At 62.1% G+C, this 14,274-nt stretch carries 21 protein-coding genes and 1 other RNA gene; 10 read left to right on the top strand and 12 right to left on the bottom strand.

Annotation, left to right across the window (positions count from 1 at the left end; all coding sequences use genetic code 11):
* Window positions 1–109: 109 nt before the first annotated feature.
* The gene (locus AC0L3L_RS18740; protein WP_473638673.1) at window positions 110–565 is read left to right on the top strand and encodes a hypothetical protein; all 456 of its coding nucleotides are present in this window, start codon (window positions 110–112) and stop codon (window positions 563–565) included.
* Window positions 566–587: 22 nt separating this feature from the next.
* On the opposite strand, the gene AC0L3L_RS18735 is transcribed toward AC0L3L_RS18740, so the two are convergent.
* Window positions 588–1,097 carry an arsenate reductase ArsC gene (locus tag AC0L3L_RS18735; protein ID WP_473638672.1) on the bottom strand — a complete coding sequence of 170 codons (510 nt, stop codon included), beginning with the start codon at window positions 1,095–1,097 and terminating at the stop codon, window positions 588–590.
* 216 nt (window positions 1,098–1,313) lie between these two features.
* On the opposite strand from AC0L3L_RS18735, the gene AC0L3L_RS18730 reads away from it, so the two are divergent.
* Complete coding sequence (locus AC0L3L_RS18730; protein ID WP_473638671.1) at window positions 1,314–1,658, top strand: hypothetical protein; 345 nt, start codon at window positions 1,314–1,316, stop codon at window positions 1,656–1,658.
* A gap of 40 nt (window positions 1,659–1,698) precedes the next feature.
* On the opposite strand, the gene msrB is transcribed toward AC0L3L_RS18730, so the two are convergent.
* From msrB to AC0L3L_RS18705, 5 genes are all read right to left on the bottom strand, one after another.
* The gene (gene msrB, locus AC0L3L_RS18725) at window positions 1,699–2,103 is read right to left on the bottom strand and encodes a peptide-methionine (R)-S-oxide reductase MsrB (RefSeq protein WP_473486310.1); all 405 of its coding nucleotides are present in this window, start codon (window positions 2,101–2,103) and stop codon (window positions 1,699–1,701) included.
* A 111-nt stretch (window positions 2,104–2,214) separates the two neighbouring features.
* Window positions 2,215–3,036 (bottom strand): MBL fold metallo-hydrolase, encoded by an 822-nt coding sequence (locus AC0L3L_RS18720; RefSeq protein ID WP_473638670.1) that lies wholly within the window; start codon window positions 3,034–3,036, stop codon window positions 2,215–2,217.
* Window positions 3,037–4,227: a vWA domain-containing protein gene (locus tag AC0L3L_RS18715; protein WP_473638669.1), complete on the bottom strand. Its 1,191-nt coding sequence runs from the start codon at window positions 4,225–4,227 to the stop codon at window positions 3,037–3,039.
* Between the two features lie 8 nt (window positions 4,228–4,235).
* A complete protein-coding gene (locus AC0L3L_RS18710) occupies window positions 4,236–4,682 on the bottom strand; it encodes a GNAT family N-acetyltransferase (RefSeq protein WP_473638668.1) in 447 nt (148 codons plus the stop codon).
* A gap of 113 nt (window positions 4,683–4,795) precedes the next feature.
* On the bottom strand, window positions 4,796–5,635 hold the full coding sequence (locus AC0L3L_RS18705) for an AAA family ATPase (protein WP_473638667.1): 840 nt from the start codon (window positions 5,633–5,635) through the stop codon (window positions 4,796–4,798).
* A gap of 182 nt (window positions 5,636–5,817) precedes the next feature.
* Here AC0L3L_RS18705 and ssrS point away from each other — a divergent pair.
* The 4 genes from ssrS to AC0L3L_RS18685 all read left to right on the top strand — a co-directional run bounded on the left by ssrS (window position 5,818) and on the right by AC0L3L_RS18685 (window position 8,420).
* A non-coding RNA gene (gene ssrS, locus AC0L3L_RS18700) (6S RNA) lies at window positions 5,818–5,973 on the top strand.
* 97 nt (window positions 5,974–6,070) lie between these two features.
* Window positions 6,071–6,658: a 5-formyltetrahydrofolate cyclo-ligase gene (locus AC0L3L_RS18695; protein ID WP_473638665.1), complete on the top strand. Its 588-nt coding sequence runs from the start codon at window positions 6,071–6,073 to the stop codon at window positions 6,656–6,658.
* A gap of 97 nt (window positions 6,659–6,755) precedes the next feature.
* Window positions 6,756–7,580: a TIGR00282 family metallophosphoesterase gene (locus AC0L3L_RS18690; RefSeq protein WP_292160016.1), complete on the top strand. Its 825-nt coding sequence runs from the start codon at window positions 6,756–6,758 to the stop codon at window positions 7,578–7,580.
* A 72-nt stretch (window positions 7,581–7,652) separates the two neighbouring features.
* A complete protein-coding gene (locus AC0L3L_RS18685; RefSeq protein WP_473486317.1) occupies window positions 7,653–8,420 on the top strand; it encodes a TerC family protein in 768 nt (255 codons plus the stop codon).
* Between the two features lie 293 nt (window positions 8,421–8,713).
* Here AC0L3L_RS18685 and AC0L3L_RS18680 read toward each other — a convergent pair whose 3' ends face one another.
* From AC0L3L_RS18680 to AC0L3L_RS18670, 3 genes are read right to left on the bottom strand one after another with little or no spacing between them, the layout of a single operon-like run.
* A complete protein-coding gene (locus tag AC0L3L_RS18680) occupies window positions 8,714–9,181 on the bottom strand; it encodes an SRPBCC family protein (RefSeq protein WP_473525689.1) in 468 nt (155 codons plus the stop codon).
* A 27-nt stretch (window positions 9,182–9,208) separates the two neighbouring features.
* On the bottom strand, window positions 9,209–9,571 hold the full coding sequence (locus AC0L3L_RS18675) for a hypothetical protein (RefSeq protein ID WP_292576361.1): 363 nt from the start codon (window positions 9,569–9,571) through the stop codon (window positions 9,209–9,211).
* Window positions 9,572–9,587: 16 nt separating this feature from the next.
* Entirely contained in the window at window positions 9,588–10,070 is a 483-nt protein-coding gene (locus AC0L3L_RS18670; RefSeq protein ID WP_123151179.1) for an SRPBCC domain-containing protein, read from the bottom strand.
* A 51-nt stretch (window positions 10,071–10,121) separates the two neighbouring features.
* Here AC0L3L_RS18670 and AC0L3L_RS18665 point away from each other — a divergent pair, with 51 nt between their 5' ends.
* The 3 genes from AC0L3L_RS18665 to AC0L3L_RS18655 all read left to right on the top strand — a co-directional run bounded on the left by AC0L3L_RS18665 (window position 10,122) and on the right by AC0L3L_RS18655 (window position 11,773).
* A complete protein-coding gene (locus tag AC0L3L_RS18665) occupies window positions 10,122–10,445 on the top strand; it encodes an ArsR/SmtB family transcription factor (RefSeq protein ID WP_029348930.1) in 324 nt (107 codons plus the stop codon).
* A 228-nt stretch (window positions 10,446–10,673) separates the two neighbouring features.
* Window positions 10,674–11,423 carry a YebC/PmpR family DNA-binding transcriptional regulator gene (locus AC0L3L_RS18660; RefSeq protein ID WP_023800014.1) on the top strand — a complete coding sequence of 250 codons (750 nt, stop codon included), beginning with the start codon at window positions 10,674–10,676 and terminating at the stop codon, window positions 11,421–11,423.
* A gap of 17 nt (window positions 11,424–11,440) precedes the next feature.
* Window positions 11,441–11,773 (top strand): Rdx family protein, encoded by a 333-nt coding sequence (locus AC0L3L_RS18655; protein WP_473525687.1) that lies wholly within the window; start codon window positions 11,441–11,443, stop codon window positions 11,771–11,773.
* 29 nt (window positions 11,774–11,802) lie between these two features.
* Here the strand turns inward: AC0L3L_RS18655 and AC0L3L_RS18650 are convergent, their stop codons facing one another.
* Both AC0L3L_RS18650 and AC0L3L_RS18645 read right to left on the bottom strand, forming a co-directional pair.
* Window positions 11,803–12,282 carry an anthrone oxygenase family protein gene (locus AC0L3L_RS18650; RefSeq protein ID WP_473638664.1) on the bottom strand — a complete coding sequence of 160 codons (480 nt, stop codon included), beginning with the start codon at window positions 12,280–12,282 and terminating at the stop codon, window positions 11,803–11,805.
* 1 nt (window position 12,283) lies between these two features.
* Entirely contained in the window at window positions 12,284–13,120 is an 837-nt protein-coding gene (locus AC0L3L_RS18645) for an NAD(P)H-binding protein (protein WP_473638663.1), read from the bottom strand.
* Between the two features lie 112 nt (window positions 13,121–13,232).
* Here AC0L3L_RS18645 and AC0L3L_RS18640 point away from each other — a divergent pair, with 112 nt between their 5' ends.
* Window positions 13,233–13,874, top strand: a complete 642-nt coding sequence (locus AC0L3L_RS18640; protein ID WP_473525684.1) for a TetR/AcrR family transcriptional regulator — start codon at window positions 13,233–13,235, stop codon at window positions 13,872–13,874.
* 66 nt (window positions 13,875–13,940) lie between these two features.
* On the opposite strand, the gene rpmE is transcribed toward AC0L3L_RS18640, so the two are convergent.
* Window positions 13,941–14,162, bottom strand: coding sequence for a 50S ribosomal protein L31 (rpmE, locus tag AC0L3L_RS18635; protein WP_006327661.1), 222 nt, complete (start codon window positions 14,160–14,162; stop codon window positions 13,941–13,943).
* Window positions 14,163–14,274: the final 112 nt, after the last annotated feature.

Genomic DNA, 14,274 nt, shown 5'->3' with positions numbered 1-14,274 from the left:
CCGTAATTTCTATAAAACATACCTTCACATAAACACCGCCGGGCTGGTTTGTTTTTTCGGCTTATCCCCCCCCGGGGCGCGGGGGGCGGCCCCCTCGACGGGTCCAACCATGAGCGAATTCGACTTTGGCGTCCGCCGCGCCTCTGAATTCCGCCAACGCGGCTTCTGGACGCTGTTCGCGGAACGGCATCCAGAAGAAAGGGCTCTGATGGCGCGGCGCGGACCTTGGTTCTGGCAGCGCGGGCTGCCCGACTTCGCATTGGTCCTTTCCATGTATGTCGCGCCGGCGCAGAACCATGTCGGCGTCTTCTTCGGCCGCAACGAGAAGTTCGGTGCCACGGAAGCCTGGTCACGGTTGAAGCCGTTCCAGCCGGCGATCGAAGACAGGTTGAAGCTCAGGCCGGAACAGAGTTGCGAGGGCCTCGGCATCAATTCGTTGTGGCGGGTGAACTGCTTTGCCGAGGACAATTGGCCGGCCATGGCCGACTGGCTGGTGACGGAAGCATCGCGCTTCGAGCACGCCGTTGCCGAGGTGCTGGGCGAGGGTGGCGAAGCCGGTTTGTGAATTCGCGTCGCAGCCGCTTGAGCTAGTTCGGCTTCGGCGTGTCGCGGCCGATCGCATCGAGATGGTGTTGCAGCGCCAGATGGTCGAGCGCATCCATCGGCAGATTGGTGAACAGCGAGATGCGGTTGTTGAGCATGCGATACGCATCGGCAAAGGCAAGGTGCAACTCGGCCTCGGTGCCGGCTGCCTGGGCAGGGTCCGGTATCGACCAGAGCGCGGTCATCGGATGACCCGGCCAGATCGGACAAGATTCGTTTGCGGTGCTGTCGCAGAGCGTGAAGATGAAATTCATTTCCGGCGCTTCGGGCTCGGCAAACTCGTCCCAGCCTTTCGAGCGGGCGAAGCTCGTATCGTAGTTGAGGCTTTCGAGCAGCTGCAGTGCGTAGGGATTGACCTCGCCCTTCGGCTGCGAACCGGCGGAAAAGGCCATGAACCTGCCGGCACCGATCCGATTGAGGATGGCTTCCGCCATGATGGATCGCGCCGAATTGGCGTTGCAAAGAAACAGCACGTTGTAGACATTGTCGCTCATCTCAAGACCTCCTTGGCAGGCGACTGGATGATGGGGGCGGCAGATTCCGGTAAGGTGTCTTTGCCGAGATACCGACAAGGGCGACGTAGAAAGGTTTCACGACCGTTTGATGACAATCTGTCAGATAATACGCTTGCGTGCCGATGATCGACTTGCGTTGGCAGGCTTGCCCCGTTGGACATCTCTGCGACTATCGAATGAGAGAAGGCCGCATCGATGAGTGCGCCAAAGACTTTCGAAGGCGAAGACGGCAAGGCAAGCCGTGCGGCGGGCTTCTTCCGCTCGCGCTGGCAAGGCACGGCCCCGCTTGACCGGCTGTTCTGGCGCGATCTTGTCCTTGTCGGCACGGCGATCAACATCGCAGTGTCTGTGCTGGCGCTGATCCTGCTCGGGCTGAAGCTGCCGCTCGCTCTCGTTCTGGCGGTGCATTTCGCGCCAGTGCCGTATAATTTCTTTCTGACTTTCGCGGTATGGCGGACCGCCGAGAAATCCGGCGGCGTCAAGGCTTCGCTGATGACGCTGGGGGCTGTGCTGTGGCTGGTCCTGGTGGTGGTGGTCTGACGGGACAGTGCTGCCGACAAAGGACGGCCGAAGCCGCCAGTCAGGCGGCCGGCTCGAATTTCAGCGCGACGCCGTTGATGCAGTAGCGCAGGCCGGTCGGCGGCGGGCCGTCCTCGAAGACGTGGCCGAGATGGCTGCCGCAGCGGGCGCAGTGGCATTCGGTGCGGACCATACCGTAGCTGCGGTCGACGGTTGTCTCGACCGAACCGGGCACCGGGTCGTTGAAGCTCGGCCAGCCGGTGCCGCTCTCGAACTTCAGCTTGGATTCGAACAAAGGCTGGTCGCAGCCGACGCAGGAAAAGGTGCCGGCGCGCTTCTCGTGGAGCAGGGCGCAGCTGCCCGGCCGCTCGGTGCCGTGGTTGCGCATCACCGCATATTGCTCCGGCGTCAGCCGGGCGCGCCATTCGGCATCGGTGCGGGTGACTGGGTAGGTTTGACTATCCATTTTTTGCCTCTTAGTTCATGCCGCTATTTGGGGTTGTCTTCCCAAGTTCGCCTAAAATAGGCATTTGTTACGGCGTTTGCCGGTATTTCCGATGCTGCCGCGAAGAATTCCTCAGGCGATCGCCGCGAGATACCGCGCAACCGACCCTGCAAATACCGTCTTTGCATCTCCGAGGACGTTCTGGTTCCACCATGCGCCGTAGATATGGTCGAACGCGAAAGGCTCTAGCGCAGCCTCGATGCCGAGCACTTTCGCCGCATTGAGCGGGATGTAGTTCGGGTAGCTGTACATAAAGCTGACATGGCGGCGCGTTGGGGTCACCTGCAAGATGTCGCCGGCCAGGATGGCGTCGCCGCCGTCGCGCTTCCAGTGCAGCACCTGGCCCCCGGCAAAGTGACCGCCGCAACGGATAAGTGTCAGCGAGGGGTTTAGGGCGCGCGTCTCGCCCTCCCAACTGATAACAGCCGGATGCGGCCGCATGATCCACTTGCGGTCATCGGCGTGCAGATAGATCGGCACACCGCCAAACGCTTCGCTCCACTCGACCATTGCCGAATAATAATGGCAGTGCGAAATGGCGATCGCGGTGAGGCCGCCCCGTCGGTTGATTTCGGCCACCGCCTCGCTGCTGACCATCGAGATGCAGTCCCACAGCACATTGCCGTGCGGGGTTTGCGCCAGCAGCGCCCGCTGACCGATGGCGAAGCGCGGCTCGATGCCGAAGGCGAGCACGCCGGCATCGTCTTTCATCACGATCCGATGCCCGGCGGCGAGCTCTTCCGGCGTGATCCAGGCCTGGCCCTCCCAGCGCACATATTGCCGCTCGTCCTCGCAGATCGGGCAATGTTGCGGCGGCGTCGTTGCCGCTGCGAACTGGACGCCACATTGCAGGCAGAGGAAACAGGTCGGCCGTCCTGTTTTGCGTGGATCCATTCAGTGCTTCCTTGAAAGTTGCTTCGTCGCGGCTTCGAGCCCGGCGAGCGTCAGCGGAAACATGCGGCCGCCAAAGATATCGCGGATCATGGCGATCGAATGAGTATAGCCCCAGTGTTTCTCATTTTCCGGGTTGAGCCACACCGCGCCCGGCCATTGCTGCAGCAGACGGCCGAGCCAGACGACGCCGGCCTCCGGATTCCAGTGCTCGACCGAGCCGCCGGGATGCGCGATCTCATAGGGGCTCATCGAGGCATCGCCGACGACGATCACCTTGTAGTCCGGACCGTATTTGTGGAGCAGATCGAAGGTCGGGATTACCTCCGCATGGCGACGGCGATTGTCCTTCCATACGCCCTCGTAGAGGCAGTTATGGAAGTAAAAATATTCGAGCTGGCGGAATTCGGCGCGGGCGGCCGAAAACAGCTCCTCGACGCTCCTGATGTGGTCGTCCATCGAGCCGCCGACATCGAAGAACATCAGCAGCTTCACGGCATTGCGCCGCTCGGGCCGTGTCTGCACGTCGAGATAGCCATGTTCGGCCGTGGCGTGAATGGTGCCGGGCAGGTCGAACTCCTCCTCGGCGCCTTCGCGCACCCAACGGCGCAAGCGCTTCAGCGCGATCTTGATGTTGCGGGTGCCGAGCTCGACGGCATCGTCGAAATTCCTGAACTCGCGCTTGTCCCAGACTTTCACCGCACGGCGGTTGCGGCTTTCGTGCTGGCCGATGCGAACGCCTTCGGGATTGTAGCCATAGGCGCCGAAGGGTGAGGTGCCGCCGGTGCCGATCCATTTCGACCCGCCCTGGTGGCGGCCCTTCTGTTCCTCCAGCCGCTTCTTCAGCGTCTCCATCAGCTTTTCGAAACCGCCCAGGGCCTCGACCAGCTTTTTCTCTTCGTCGGTCAGGTGCTTTTCGGCAAGCCGCCGCAACCATTCCTCCGGAATGTTTTCGACGTCGACCGCATTTTCGCCAGCCTGCGCCTCAACGCCCTTGAAAATGTGTGAAAAGACCTGGTCAAAACGGTCGATGTGACGCTCGTCCTTCACCAGTGCTGAGCGGGCGAGATAGTAAAAACCCTCGACGTCATAGTCGACCAGCCCCGCCTCCAGCCCTTCCAGCAGCGACAGATACTCCCGGAGCGAGACCGGAATCCGCGCAGCCTTCAGTTCGAGGAAGAAGGGGATGAACATCGCATCAATTATAGCAGATCATACTCGATGAAGCCGGTGCGGCGCGCCACGTGATCGTAGAGCTTGCGCGCGGTGGCGTTGGTCTCGTGCGTCATCCAGTAGACGTTCTTGACGCCGATCTTGCCGGCTTCCTGCTTGACCGCCTCGATCAGGGCGGCACCGACGCCTTTGCCGCGCACATCCGGGTCGGCGAACAAATCCTGCAGATAGCAGTTGTTCATCTGCGACCAGCAGGAGCGATGGTAGAGATAATGCGTCAGGCCGACCGCCTTGCCGTCGAGGGTGGCGATGAACCCCTTCGGTTCGAATTCACCTTCCATGAACAGCCGCTTCCAGGTGACGGCGTAGACCTCTTCCGGCAGCTTGGTTTCGTAGAAGGTGAGATAGGCAGTCCACAAGCGCCGCCAGTCGGCGTGGTCGGATTGCGCAAGTGGGCGGACAATAATCTCGGTCATTTCGTTTCCTTCCGAAGCTTCGGGCCCAAGCTGCCCCGGTGCAGGGCTGGCGGCAACGGTCCAGCGACGGGAAAGCGCTGTCCGATCCCTTTCGCTCGCTGCGCGGGCCGCTCCTACCCCTGCCTTCTCGCCATGAATGCCAGGCGCTCGAACAGATGGACGTCCTGTTCGTTCTTCAAAAGCGCGCCGTGCAGTTTGGGGAGCGCGTTCTTCGGGTCGGCGCGCAAATCCTCGGGCGCGATGTCGTCGGCGACCAAGAGCCTGATCCAGTCGAGTGCCTCGGAGGTCGATGGCTTCTTTTTCAGACCTGGCACGTCGCGGATCTCGTAGAACTGGGTCAGTGCGGCGCGCACCAGGTTCTGCTTGATGCCGGGATAGTGCACGTCGACGATCCTGTGCAGCGTCTCGACATCGGGAAAGCGGATATAGTGGAAGAAGCAGCGGCGCAGGAAAGCGTCCGGCAGTTCCTTCTCGTTGTTGGAGGTGATGATGACGATCGGGCGCACAGCGGCGCGGACCGTTTCGCCGGTCTCGTAGACGAAGAACTCCATCCTATCGAGTTCCTGCAACAGATCGTTGGGGAATTCGATATCGGCCTTGTCGATCTCGTCGATCAGAAGCACGACCTTCTTGCCGGCGGCGAAGGCGTCCCACAGCTTGCCGCGTTTGATGTAGTTCCTGATGTCGTTGAAGCGCTCGTCGCCGAGCTGGCTGTCGCGCAGCCGCGAGACGGCGTCATACTCGTAGAGGCCCTGCTGCGCCCTTGTCGTCGACTTGACGTGCCATTCGATCAGCTTAAGGCCGAGCGCGGCCGACACTTGCCTGGCCAGTTCGGTCTTGCCGGTGCCGGGCTCGCCCTTAACCAGCAATGGCCGCTCGAGCGCGATCGCCGCATTGACCGCCACCATCAGATCCTTGTCGGCGACATAGGTCGCCGTGCCTTCGAAACGCATTCTTGCTCCTCGTTTTTTCATGGCAACCGTAAGGAGACGGCCCAGCCTGTGCAAGGCGCCGCGGCGAGGCCGCGGTGAAAGCTTGTGCCGCGCAGCTGCAAGGCAGGACCTGGTGACGAATTAAGCCACGGAGCATGGCCGTCTCTCTGGCGCTTGGCCGATCGCCAGCCTATATTGGTCGTGACGGTCTGCGCTTCCCGGCAGGAGAACATTTTCCCCGGGGCCTTAATGATCCCTAGGGAGCTGTCCCTGGGAAGACCCGTGGGTTTTCTCATACGGCGCCCACCTACTTTGTAGGTTCCCGGGATCGCTCTCTCCACCGGTTGTGTGGATCGTCACTCGACGCAAAGGATTTACTGACGCTTCGGTGGGTCATGCGGTAGAAAACGTCGCTCCCAAAGCTCCAACCAGATCCGACCTTTCTACCTTGGCTCCATGACCTCTCCCAAAGACCTGAAGAAACATCTCCGCAAGGAAGCACTCGGGCGCCGCGATGCGCTCGATCCGTTCGGGCGGGTGGAGGCAGCGCTCGAAATGGCCGAGGCGGCGCGGGACAGCATTGCGATAGAGCCGGGCCAGATCGTCTCCGGCTTCTGGCCGATGCGCTCGGAAGTCGACGTCCGGCCGCTGATGTTCGCCTTGCGCGAAAAGGGAGCAAGGCTTTGCCTGCCGGCGATTCTCGACAAGACCACCATCGTCTTTCGCGAACTGGTGCGCGGCGCACCGATGATCGACATGGGGTTCGGCACCGTCGGGCCACATGAAGAGGCCGAGGTGCTCGATCCCCAGGTGATGCTGGTGCCGCTTGCCGCCTTCGATGCACGAGGCCACCGGATCGGCTATGGCGCCGGTTATTACGACCGCGCGATCGCGCGGCTGGTCGACAAGGGGCAGCCGCCCAGGCTGATCGGCATTGCTTTCGAGTGCCAGGAGGTGGCCCTGGTTCCGGACCAGCCGCATGACGTGATCATTCCGGAAATACTCACCGAGAGCGGGTTGCGCCGGTTCGCGCCGAAATTGTAGATAAGTTCCTGACGCATGATCTTTTCCGAAAGTCATGCAGCTTTAAAGTCATGCAGCTTTCTTGCTTCGCTGACCTTCGGCTCGGGATCATGTTTATATGAGACTTCTCTTCCTCGGCGATATGGTCGGCAAGACGGGACGCACGGCGGTGTGGGAACAACTGCCCGGCCTGATCTCGGATTTCAAACTCGACTTCGTTATCGTCAACGGCGAGAACGCCGCCGGCGGCTTCGGCATCACCGAAGAGATCTTTCGCGAGACGATCTCGGCGGGCGCCGATGTCGTCACCACCGGCAACCATGTCTGGGACCAGCGGGATGCGCTGGCTTTCGCGCCGCGCGAGGAACGGTTCCTGCGTCCGTCCAATTTCCCCAAGGGCACGCCGGGGCGGGGCTCCGGCGTTTACATCGCCAGGAACGGCGCGCGCGTTCTGGTCGCCAACATCATGGGCCGGGTGTTCATGCATCCCGAACTCGACGATCCGTTCCAGGCCGGCGAGCGCGAGCTTGCCGCCTGCCCGCTCGGCGAGCAGGCCGATGCGGTGGTCATCGATTTCCATGCCGAGGCGACCTCTGAAAAAATGTGCTTTGCGCATTTCGTCGACGGCCGCGCCAGCCTGGTCGTCGGCACCCACACGCACCAGCCGACCGGCGACCACCAGATCCTCAATGGCGGCACCGGCTATATCTCCGACGCGGGCATGTGCGGCGACTACGATTCTTCGCTCGGCATGGACAAGGAGGAGCCGCTCAACCGGTTTCTGTCGAAGGTGCCGAAAGGGCGCTTCGAGGCGGCGACCGGCCCGGCGACATTGTGCGGCGTCGGCGTCGACATTTCGGATCGCAGCGGCCTGACCGAGCGGATTGCGCCGTTTCGTCGCGGACCGCGGCTGGAGGAAACGGCGCCATCGTTCTGGTCATGACATTGATGTAAGCGATTGTACTACCTAATTGCCGGCTACGCCTGCTTCAGATCGTAAGAGGGGACGACCTCCATGCAGCTCATCGAATTCCTGGCGCCGCATTTCGCCTTTGTCTCCGATCCGACCGCATGGGTAGCGTTGCTGACGCTGATTGTGCTGGAGGTCGTGCTCGGCATCGACAATCTGATCTTCATCTCGATCCTGACCAACAAATTGCCGGAGGCACAAAGGGCCCGCGCCCGGCGGCTCGGCATTTCTGCCGCGCTGATCATGCGGCTGGTTCTGCTTGCCACCATCTCGATCATCGTCCAGTTGACGGCGCCGGTATTCACTGCCTTCGGCCATGGCTTTTCCTGGCGCGATCTGATCCTGATCGCCGGCGGCCTGTTCCTCGTCTGGAAGGCGACCAAGGAGATCCACCACACGGTCGATCTCGAGGATCACCAGGACACGATGATGGGCGACACGCTGCAGCTTTCGCTGGCCGGCGCTATCTTCCAGATCCTGCTGCTCGACCTCGTCTTTTCGATCGATTCGATCATCACCGCGGTCGGCATGACCGACGAGATCGCCATCATGTACATCGCCGTGATCGTGGCGGTCAGCGTGATGATGCTGGCGGCCGGGCCGCTCGCCAATTTCATCGCCAAGAACCCCAGCATTGTCATGCTGGCGCTGAGCTTCCTGCTGATGATCGGCATGACGCTGATCGCCGACGGCATGGGCTTCCATGTGCCGAAGGGCTACATCTACGCCGCCATGGGTTTTTCCGCCCTTGTCGAGGGCCTCAACATGCTGGCGCGGCGTCGGAGGAGGGCAAAGGCGGGCGCGGGGCACTGAAGTTGGCGGAGCGAAGCGACGGCGCGAAGGCCTGAGCTCTGCCTCAATTGTCGCGGCCATGCAGAACCTTTGAGACGTCGGAGGGACAGCCCCCTCTGTCCTGCCGGACATCTCCCCCGCAAGGAGGGAGATTGGCAGCTTTAGCGCTCCGCTCGTCCTGCAGCGTTGGAGACTGGCGAAAGCCGAAGTGATATCCAATCCCCCCTTGCGGGTCCCCTCATCGGGGAGATGTCCGGCAGGACAGAGGGGGGTGGGAAGGATCGCTGCAGAATGGCTTTTGGCACCCGAAGACCTTAGTCGGTCGGCACGCCCTTCGGGTGACGGTCGCCGATCAAGCCAAGCGTCAGGCCTTGCTCCAGCCACGCCTTGGCGCCGGCGAGCACCAGCGCGAAGCCATCGGTCGAGCCGATCGCCTGCTTGACCTGCTCGTCGGCACTGCCGGCAAAACCGAAATTGCGAACCTCGACAAAGGTCGTGCCGCCCGGCAGCTCGGTAAAGGTCCAGACCACCGTTGTCGGCGGATCGCTCCATTGCATGACGATTTTGTCGTCCCGGACGATCTCGCTGACCGTGACCGGCGTCGAGACGCCATACATGCGCCATTCCCAGCGAACCTCGTTGCCGCTGTCCAACCTGTCGCTGCCATGGGTGAACCAGAATTTCGTCGTGATCGCCGGATCGACGATGGCTTCGAACACTTCTGCGACCGGCCGCCGGATCAGCATGCCGGCTTCGGCGGTCGGTGTCTCACGGATGTCCATTTCGTCCTCCTTCCGAACAGGTCTCCGTCACCATGCGTCGGGTTCGCGCACCAGGTGAATGATGTTGGCCGGATTGGTGATCCAGCCGCCGCGAAAACCTTCGCCGAGCGCCTCGATGGCGTCGCAGCGCACGACGCCGGCCTTGGCGAGATGATCGGCGGCGGCCGGAAAATCATCGGTGAACAGCTCCAGCCAGACCTCGGCCTGGCTCAGCATCGGCGCCTCGTCGATCCACAGGCGATTGGGACCGAGTTCGAAACCGATCGCCGGCGCCTTGGCCGTGAACGGCTTCAGGCCGACGACATCGCGGTAGAAGGCGATCGTCTCCTGGTATTGGTGTGGCGGCACCTTCATGGCGATGTTGATGCCGCCGTTGATCTTCGCAGCCATTCTTTCCTCCGTCTTCTCAGATATTGTCTTCGCTCGCCGGCTCGCCCTTCATCTCGCTGCGATAGTAGCCGTCGCGCAAATTGATCCCGTATTCGACATAGGCCTTCATGCAGGCCAGCATCTGCGACCAGCCCTCGCAATTGAGGTAGGACTTCTTCAGGCCGACCGCGTCCTCGTGCCAGCCGGCCTCGGCGATGGTGACGAAGGTGCCGCCGTCGTCTAGCGGCTCGAAATTCATCTCGATGCGCGTCTTGTAAGCCGGCTTGCCGTCGGCGTCGGTGGCGTCCCAGCGCAGCACGATGCGGTTGTCTTTATCCACTTCGTCGACCTCGACCGGGACCTTGCCCCACCAGACGACCTTGGCGCCGGCCACCAGCGGGGCACTGGCGCCGCCGATTGTGGTGAAATAGCCGCTGAGTTTGTTCGGGTTGACGACCGCGTCGAAAACTTCGGCGACCGGTTTGCCGATGCGGCCCGAAACTCTGAATCCAAGAGACATATCCACAGCTCCTTCCTTGATCGGATCGATATTATGTTATAAAAATATAACATGTCAAGCAAAGCGCAGGACGACAATGTTTTCAAGGCGCTGGCGCATCCGCGCCGGCGTGCGCTGCTGGACGAGTTGAAAGACGCGCCGCGGACCACCGGCATGCTGTGCGATGCCTTTCCCGACATGGACCGCTGCACCGTCATGCTGCATCTGAAAGTGCTGGAGGAAGCCGACCTGGTGGTGGCGCGGCGCGAGGGGCGCGAGCGCTGGAACCATCTCAATGCGCTGCCGATCAAGCAGATCCACGACCGCTGGATCAGCCAGTACGCCACGCATGCGATCAGCATTCTCGACCGGCTGAAATCCGATCTGGAGGGGTGAAATGGCCGCAGGAAAGCAGCTGGCGGTTACGTTGCCGCACCACCCTCACGGCGCGGCTGGACGAATTGAGCCGATTTATCTATAAGCCGGCCATTCCGACATAGAGCGCCGTACGTCCATCCGGACGCACCATGGACGTTCTGAAATTTTGACTTCGAGCATTTTGGCAAAAGGCGAGGTAATTACTTCGCTGCAGGATGCTCTAGCCGAGAAGACGACAGGGGTGCCATGGCTGGCCATTCACAGTTCAAGAACATCATGCACCGCAAGGGCCGCCAGGACGCGGTGCGGTCGAAAATGTTTTCCAAGCTGGCGCGCGAAATAACCGTCGCCGCCAAGAGCGGCACGCCGGATCCGTCGATGAACCCGCGCCTGCGTCTTGCCGTGCAGAACGCCAAGGCGGTGTCGATGCCGAAGGACAACATCCAGCGCGCCATCAACAAGGCGTCGATGGGCGACGCCGAGACTTACGAAGCTGTGCGCTACGAAGGCTATGGGCCGGGTGGCGTTGCGCTGATCGTCGAGGCGCTGACCGACAACCGCAACCGCTCGGCGTCGAATGTGCGCGCCGCCTTCACCAAGGCTGGCGGGGCGATGGGCGAAACCGGCTCGGTGTCGTTCATGTGGGACCGTGTCGGCGAGATCTTCTATCCGGCGTCAGTCGGCAGCGCCGAGAAGGTCATGGACGCGGCGATCGAGGCCGGGGCCGACGACGTCCAGTCGGACGAGGAAGGCCACACGATCTATTGCGCGTTCGAGAACCTCGGCGAGGTGTCGAAGGCGCTGGAAGGCGCGCTCGGCGAGGCTGAATCGGTGAAGCCGATCTGGAAGCCGCAAACCAACATCGCGGTCGACGAGGAGCGGGCACAGTCGCTGATGAAGCTGGTCGCCACGCTCGAGGACGATGATGACGTGCAGAGCGTCTACGCCAATTTTGAGGTCGACGACGAGACCATGGCGAAGCTCAGCGCGGCATGAGCGGAGCTCAGCCAGACATGAGCGGAGCTCAGTCCGACATGAGCGGACAGGCGCTGCCCCGCGTCCGCATCACTTATTGCACGCAGTGCCAGTGGCTGCTGCGGGCCGGCTGGATGGCGCAGGAGCTGCTGTCGACCTTCGGAACGGATCTGGGCGAGGTCACGCTGGTGCCGGGCACCGGCGGCATTTTCACCATTTCCTGCAACGACACGCTGGTCTGGGACCGCAAGCGCGATGGCGGCTTTCCCGATGCCGCAAGGCTCAAGCAACTGGTTCGCGACGTGATTGATCCGGATCGCGATCTCGGCCATGCCGATCGTAAGGGCCACAAGTCAAAAGACCCTGCCTGACGCAAGGTCTCTTAGATTTCTGCCCTAATTCACCGCCACGCCACGATGAAGCAGCCCAGCGCCACGATGGCGGTGATGGTGCGGACGTGGTTCCACATCACCCAGTCCCTGAGATAGGTGGCCCACACGGCGGCGCCGTTGGCGCTTGCCGGATCGACGGCGGCCAGCGCGTTGTTGAGCGGCACGTTGAAAATCATCGTCACGATCAGGTTGCCGACGAGATAGATCAGGGCGCCGGCGAGAAGCCACAACGAGCCCGGTTGGCCCCATCCGATGACAGCGCCGGCGGCGAGGACAAGGCAGACCAGCCCGGTGCCGAAAAGCGCGGTCATGAACATCGGCGTCACCGCAGTGACGTTGATCGAATTCATGGCGGCGATGCCGCCCGCGGCCGGCATGCGGGCGAGGCCCGGCATGACGAAGCTGGAAAAGGCGAAGAAGACACCAGCGACGACGCCCGAGCCGAGCGCGGCGATGAAGGTGAGGGTGGGGAGCAGCTTCATGATCATGTCAGTCACTCCAGGTGCCCGTAGCGGCGGTTTCGGTTGCATAGGCGGAAAAGTCTTTCGGCGCGCGGCCGAGCACCCGCTCGACGCCGTCGGTCAGCGCCTCGTTGCGGCCGTCGAGCACCTCGGTGAACAGTTCGTTGAGCAGCCAGGCGAACTCGGCCGGCAACTCGTACCCGGCTACTGCGGCGGTGAACTCGGCATGCGAAATCCGTTTGAACCGGATGTCACGACCGCTCGCCTTGCTGATCTCGGCGACCGCGTCGGCGAAGCTCAGCAGCCGTGGTCCCGTCAGCTCGTAAAGCTGGCCGATATGGCCTTGCCGGGTAAGCACCGTCACGGCGGCGTCGGCAATGTCGTCGGCGTCGACGAACGGTTCTCCGACAGTGTCGACCGGCAAAGCCACCTCACCGGCGAGAAGCGGATCAAGCAAAAAACTCTCGCTGAAGTTCTGGGAAAACCAGGCGCAGCGCAGGATCGTCCAGTCGGCGCCTGAGGCTTTCAGCATCTCTTCGGCGCGTTGCGCTTCCGTTTCGCCGCGCCCCGACAGCAGCACCAGCCGGCGCACACCGCTTGCCACGGCCAGGTTGGCGAAGGCGCCGACCGCTTCGGCCGCACCGGGCACCGCAAGATCAGGATAGTAGCTGATGTAGACGGCGCCGACACCGTCAAGTGCGGGGGCCCAGGTCGCGTCGTTTTCCCAGTCGAAGGGCGGCGTGCCCGAGCGCGAGCCGATGCGTACCGGCAAGCCCTGCGCCGTCAGCCTGTCCGCGAGACGACGGCCGGTCTTGCCGGTGCCGCCGAGGATCAAAGTCGGTTTCTTTGCTGCTGTGTCGATCATGGTGATTTTCCTTTGTTTACAAACATGAGCAATCCTCACATTTGCAAAACGTGATAAACCCTCGTATTTTGTGAGTCAAGCTAATTTGTTGATTGTTCGTCAGGAGACAGTGATGGAAGGCTCGACCTTATCGAGTTCACAGGATGGTCAGATCGCATCGCCACGCCGGGCACCAAGCCAGCAGCGCAGCCGCGAGCGGGTCGAGCGGATGCTGGCTGCCGCCTCCGCGCTGATCGCCGAGCAAGGCAGCGATGCCATGCGCATGGGCGAAGTGGCGGAACGGGCCGGCGTGTCGATCGGTTCACTCTACCAGTTCTTCCCGGACAAGCGGGCGATCATCTGGGCACTGGCCGAGCGCTACACCGTTCAAAGCCAGGCCTGCATCGCGGCAGCACTTGCACAGGTTAGCGACGCCGAAGGGCTGCGGCGGGCATTTTCCGAGCTGGTGGATATTTATTATGGGCTGTTCCTGGCGGAGCCGGTGATGCGCGACATCTGGTCGGGTACACAAGCCGACAAGGCGCTGCGCGAACTCGAGCTTGCGGACAGCCGGGCCAATGCCGAATTCCTCACAGCGGTGCTGAAGCGGCTGCGGCCTGCCGCCGATCCGGCGGCGCTGGAAACGACGGCGCTTCTCATCTGGCAGATGGGCGAGGCAACCATGCGGCTGGCGATCTCGGTCGGTCGAAAGGAAGGCGACGACTTGGTCGCCGCCTACAAGCGCATGGCGCTGCGCGAGCTGGTCGACGAATAGAGCCGCATTCCGGCAACAAAAAACCCGCCACGAGGGCGGGTTCTTGATCTACGAAAGGCCTGCGGCTTAGAGCCCAAAACCTTCGAAACGCTTCTTGAACTTCGACAGGCGGCCGCCGCGGTCGAGCAGGGTCTGCTGGCCGCCGGTCCAGGCCGGATGGGTGGTCGGATCGATGTCGAGGTTCATCGTATCGCCTTCCTTGCCCCAGGTCGAACGGGTCATGTATTCGGTGCCGTCGGTCATGACGACCTTGATGGTGTGGTAGTCGGGATGGATGTCGGTCTTCATTGTGCTATTCCTGGTTCGCTGGGGCTGCTGACGGGCATAAAGCCTGCGTCGATGCGCCCCTTTTTAAAACTCGAAGCCGCAGCTATTGAGGAGCCACGGCTTTTAAAAACGG

Source organism: Mesorhizobium sp. WSM4849 (genome assembly GCF_055811385.1).
Note: the sequence above shows the minus strand (reverse complement) of the source record. Positions and strands in the feature narration are given on the sequence as shown.

Bases quoted from the DNA above. Each gene is read 5' to 3' on its own strand.
- AC0L3L_RS18740 (WP_473638673.1), top strand. From the start codon at position 110: ATGAGCGAATTCGACTTTGGCGTCCGCCGCGCCTCTGAATTCCGCCAA.
- AC0L3L_RS18735 (WP_473638672.1), bottom strand. From the start codon at position 1,097: ATGAGCGACAATGTCTACAACGTGCTGTTTCTTTGCAACGCCAATTCG.
- AC0L3L_RS18730 (WP_473638671.1), top strand. From the start codon at position 1,314: ATGAGTGCGCCAAAGACTTTCGAAGGCGAAGACGGCAAGGCAAGCCGT.
- msrB (WP_473486310.1), bottom strand. From the start codon at position 2,103: ATGGATAGTCAAACCTACCCAGTCACCCGCACCGATGCCGAATGGCGC.
- AC0L3L_RS18720 (WP_473638670.1), bottom strand. From the start codon at position 3,036: ATGGATCCACGCAAAACAGGACGGCCGACCTGTTTCCTCTGCCTGCAA.
- AC0L3L_RS18715 (WP_473638669.1), bottom strand. From the start codon at position 4,227: ATGTTCATCCCCTTCTTCCTCGAACTGAAGGCTGCGCGGATTCCGGTC.
- AC0L3L_RS18710 (WP_473638668.1), bottom strand. From the start codon at position 4,682: ATGACCGAGATTATTGTCCGCCCACTTGCGCAATCCGACCACGCCGAC.
- AC0L3L_RS18705 (WP_473638667.1), bottom strand. From the start codon at position 5,635: ATGCGTTTCGAAGGCACGGCGACCTATGTCGCCGACAAGGATCTGATG.
- AC0L3L_RS18695 (WP_473638665.1), top strand. From the start codon at position 6,071: ATGACCTCTCCCAAAGACCTGAAGAAACATCTCCGCAAGGAAGCACTC.
- AC0L3L_RS18690 (WP_292160016.1), top strand. From the start codon at position 6,756: ATGAGACTTCTCTTCCTCGGCGATATGGTCGGCAAGACGGGACGCACG.
- AC0L3L_RS18685 (WP_473486317.1), top strand. From the start codon at position 7,653: ATGCAGCTCATCGAATTCCTGGCGCCGCATTTCGCCTTTGTCTCCGAT.
- AC0L3L_RS18680 (WP_473525689.1), bottom strand. From the start codon at position 9,181: ATGGACATCCGTGAGACACCGACCGCCGAAGCCGGCATGCTGATCCGG.
- AC0L3L_RS18675 (WP_292576361.1), bottom strand. From the start codon at position 9,571: ATGGCTGCGAAGATCAACGGCGGCATCAACATCGCCATGAAGGTGCCG.
- AC0L3L_RS18670 (WP_123151179.1), bottom strand. From the start codon at position 10,070: ATGTCTCTTGGATTCAGAGTTTCGGGCCGCATCGGCAAACCGGTCGCC.
- AC0L3L_RS18665 (WP_029348930.1), top strand. From the start codon at position 10,122: ATGTCAAGCAAAGCGCAGGACGACAATGTTTTCAAGGCGCTGGCGCAT.
- AC0L3L_RS18660 (WP_023800014.1), top strand. From the start codon at position 10,674: ATGGCTGGCCATTCACAGTTCAAGAACATCATGCACCGCAAGGGCCGC.
- AC0L3L_RS18655 (WP_473525687.1), top strand. From the start codon at position 11,441: ATGAGCGGAGCTCAGTCCGACATGAGCGGACAGGCGCTGCCCCGCGTC.
- AC0L3L_RS18650 (WP_473638664.1), bottom strand. From the start codon at position 12,282: ATGATCATGAAGCTGCTCCCCACCCTCACCTTCATCGCCGCGCTCGGC.
- AC0L3L_RS18645 (WP_473638663.1), bottom strand. From the start codon at position 13,120: ATGATCGACACAGCAGCAAAGAAACCGACTTTGATCCTCGGCGGCACC.
- AC0L3L_RS18640 (WP_473525684.1), top strand. From the start codon at position 13,233: ATGGAAGGCTCGACCTTATCGAGTTCACAGGATGGTCAGATCGCATCG.
- rpmE (WP_006327661.1), bottom strand. From the start codon at position 14,162: ATGAAGACCGACATCCATCCCGACTACCACACCATCAAGGTCGTCATG.